This is a genomic window from Deltaproteobacteria bacterium (assembly GCA_011773515.1).
GTDB lineage: Bacteria > Desulfobacterota > Deferrimicrobia > J040 > J040 > WVXK01.
In genome coordinates this window covers 1-3,409 of record WVXK01000057.1, presented here as the reverse complement: position 1 = coordinate 3,409, position 3,409 = coordinate 1, and the positions used below count along the sequence as shown (strand labels likewise).

The 3,409-nt window shown below is 47.9% G+C and carries 3 protein-coding genes and 1 other RNA gene; 3 read left to right on the top strand and 1 reads right to left on the bottom strand.

Annotated features, from left to right (window positions below; all coding sequences use genetic code 11):
• Nucleotides 1–254: 254 nt before the first annotated feature.
• The 3 genes from GTN70_05880 to GTN70_05870 all read left to right on the top strand — a co-directional run bounded on the left by GTN70_05880 (nucleotide 255) and on the right by GTN70_05870 (nucleotide 2,788).
• Nucleotides 255–830 carry a hypothetical protein gene (locus tag GTN70_05880; GenBank protein NIO16512.1) on the top strand — a complete coding sequence of 192 codons (576 nt, stop codon included), beginning with the start codon at nucleotides 255–257 and terminating at the stop codon, nucleotides 828–830.
• 504 nt (nucleotides 831–1,334) lie between these two features.
• Nucleotides 1,335–1,859 (top strand): hypothetical protein, encoded by a 525-nt coding sequence (locus GTN70_05875; protein ID NIO16511.1) that lies wholly within the window; start codon nucleotides 1,335–1,337, stop codon nucleotides 1,857–1,859.
• A gap of 560 nt (nucleotides 1,860–2,419) precedes the next feature.
• Nucleotides 2,420–2,788: a hypothetical protein gene (locus GTN70_05870; protein NIO16510.1), complete on the top strand. Its 369-nt coding sequence runs from the start codon at nucleotides 2,420–2,422 to the stop codon at nucleotides 2,786–2,788.
• A gap of 257 nt (nucleotides 2,789–3,045) precedes the next feature.
• On the opposite strand, the gene ssrA is transcribed toward GTN70_05870, so the two are convergent.
• Nucleotides 3,046–3,399, bottom strand: a transfer-messenger RNA (tmRNA) gene (ssrA, locus tag GTN70_05865).
• Nucleotides 3,400–3,409: the final 10 nt, after the last annotated feature.

The window sequence follows — 3,409 nt, the reverse complement described above, 5'->3', positions numbered from 1 at the left end:
CGTGGCAAGATCGTCAACGGGGTCAGTTCCCATTTTCTCAGGTTTTTCCGTTTCCCACGCTTAAAATATGAGGATATGGGAACTGACCCCTTAAGCTTGGGCCTGTCCTCTGTGAAGGTGGTAACAAACGCCCTCAGGCTCCGTAAGGCACGGATCTGATCTCACGCCGCGGCTTGGGCAGCGACTCCCTCACACCTCCATGGGTTTTCCCTCATGTGGTAGAATATTGAGGACCAAATCCCGGGGGGTGAACATTGCAAAGACTCTTCGCATGCATGGTAGCCGTGACCTTCCTCTTCAGTCCCCTATCGGCTCACCCACGAGGCGCACGAAAGTTTCAACCCGGTGACACGGAAGGAGACTTCAGGTGGACCCATCCCTCCCGCAAGGAGGTACCCGGAGAGGGACAGGAACGGGTCGGTTCCTATCAGGGGATAAAGTGGTGCGGCACCCGAGTTTCCCCACTTCAGTTAGCCGCCAACACGAAGCATTATGATGAGAGCCTCTTTTCGATGACCGAGAAGGGGCATTTCAGCGTGGAGTTGCTCGTGAAGGGTGAAGGTACGGTGGATATAATCATTCACGATTCCCGGGATGTCGACGTAGAGGGAGGCGTGGTGGAGGCCTTCATGTGGACGCCGGAAGAGGGGGTCCTGGATTCGGAAAAACTGGACGTGTCTGAAATAAGAGGGGGCAGGTACAGGGTGAGGGAGATTGTTCCAAGAGATGGCGCCTGGGGTATCTTTTTCAGAATACGGAAAGAGGGGACTGTCAGGGCCGATGAAATGGTGGACAGCGTAATAATCGAGTTGTCGGGTACCGGGAACTAGAGTGGTTGCGCAGGGAAGGACTCCTGTTGATGAAAGTCTTACCTTTGCCCCGAGAGGTTATTCAGAGGGGTCAGTTCCCATTTTCTCAGGTTTTTCCGTTTCCCAGCTTAAAATATGAGGATATGGGAACTGACCCCTTAAGTTTTACTATCTCAATTCTTATTAGTTATATATTTAAAAGGAATAATAAATCCTACAGACAAGTCATTGGTTCAAGTCCTCTCTGCGGCCAACCAATGAGGTGCGTCGATAAATAATTAAAATTGAATAGAATATGGCGAAATTGGACTAATTCTCAAGCGTAATTGACGAAAACCCACCCTGTATCTGGTATAGAAAAAGGGAGTTGATCGAGGGTTTGGATTCCCCGCGTAGAGGGTAGATCAACTATCGGGGGAGAGAAGATTGCAGGTGTATCCTTTTCATTCGACAATACGTCAATAAAGGCGCAAGGAGACAAAACGTCTCTACGATTTAACAAAAAGTGAAAAGGAGGAAATTACGATGAGAGGGTCAAAACAAAATTTTGCCATTGAAGTAGAAGGCACGAAGGCAGTATGTCCTCTGGGTGAAGTTGTCGGCAAGAAGGTGATAGCCGAGGAGAGAATTCCCGTCATTTCATGCGAAGGAGCGTGTTTTCGGGGAGAAATTGCGCGACTGGCGGCCAATTTGGTGGCAAAGGAAGAGCCATACAGCCGCGGATGCCACGGAGAGATATTTACGGCACCACATTCGGCAATGGCAGAATGGGCCAGGAAGGCTAACAAAGTCGTTGTTATCGATGGTTGTTTCATGCATTGTCACGGACGGGTTATGAAAAACATTGTCGGCGCTGATAACGTGGTCCAATTCGACGCCATGCCTACTTATAATAAATGCGGTCGATACTCAGACACAATGGAAATCGACAAAATCCCTCAAGCTGAAAGAGAGGATTTAGCTCGGCAGGCGGCTGACAAGATTCTGGCCAGTTTAAAAAATGGTACCCCGTGCAATTCGGATACCCAGTATTCCTGTGGGGGTAAGTGAACCTCAGACTGAGACCGAGTGGGGGAATTGATAAAGAATGGTAGACTTAATATAACCAGATACAGCCCTATTAGCGGATACAGGCAACCAGAGGGTTTTCAGGGGGGTCAGTTCCCATTTTCTCAGGTTTTTCCGGCTTCCACGCTTAAAATATGAGGATATGGGAACTGACCCCCATCCGCCTTGAGTTGGGGAGGTGCTCCTCATATCGAAACCATAAAAAACTCCACAGCGTTCTTCCGAGTAAAATGTTTTACCCAAAATAGAACGTTTTATTGTAAGTGATTGAAATGATTGGGTTATTTGATTGACAATCACTGCAAGAAAATATATAATATATTGTAATTTTATCCATTTCTACCCTACCTGCTATGAACCTTCCAATTCGAGGAAGGTTACGTGGCTTTATCTTTTCCCATAACTCTTTCTTTCCACTACAAAACTATTGCGTACATGCAGAAGATAGCAGGGCCGCAGGGTTCTTTGCCCGTCTATAACTCCGCACAATTACCGTCCAGCATTGTTTCCACTGTTTCCATGGATTAAAGGAGGAGAAAAACATGAGAAAAATTGTTCCTGTAACATTATTCATTGTTGTCATTTTGATCTCAGGGTGTGCAACAAAATGGAAAGCCTATCCTGGCCCTGAATTACCCAAAGAAGAAATCGCTATAACTGGTTGTGTCTCTAAAGTCGATGGAGAGACGAAGAAAGCTACAATTACCAATGCTGTTGAGGTACTGCCCGGCGAACAACTCGACTATTGGTATAAGGAAACGCTTTACAACATTCTAGTGTGGACGAACGCACACATGAATTACGTCCACTTAACAGATATACCGGTAGGTTATTACGATTTTCTATTAGATTTCGCATGGATGGAGCGTAATGAGCATATCCGTCCCCAGAAGGGAGTCGTCGATGAGTAGTTATTCAAGGAGTAGTCACCCCTCTTACGCACACATCCACCCCGACGGGGGGTGTTGCGAAAAGGCTGGCCAAAGGTGGTTTTGGATTGAGAATAAAGAGACTAAAGTACAGGGGGGTCAGTTCCCATTTTCTCAGGTTTTTCCGCTTTCCACGCTTAAAATATGAGGATATGGGAACTGACCCCTTAAGCTTTGCGACTGGCGGGAAATGCCCTTGCAATAAGGATTTTTTAAACTATTGATATTTATAGGAAAATTGGTGGAGGCGGCGGGAGTCGAACCCGCGTCCGAAGATTCTCCACGGGAAGCTCTACATGCTTATCCTATCTACTGGATCTTATCCCGGAAACTCCGACAGGCAGGATTTCCCGGGACCAGACTCATGAGATCTCGCCGGCTGTGTCTGAGCCGAACACAGCAGGCCAGCCTGCGTAGGTGACGTCTCGTTGAAGCCCCACAGACAAAAACTTCAGGAGACGCTGGCCGGCTTAAGCGGCCAGGGCGTAGTTATAGTCGTTGGCGACTATTGGTTTCCCGTTTGCTATCGGGGCACGGGCCCCCGGCATGCAACGTCCCGTTTCGACATCCCCGTCGAAACCAGTTGCGCCCCCATATCAAAGA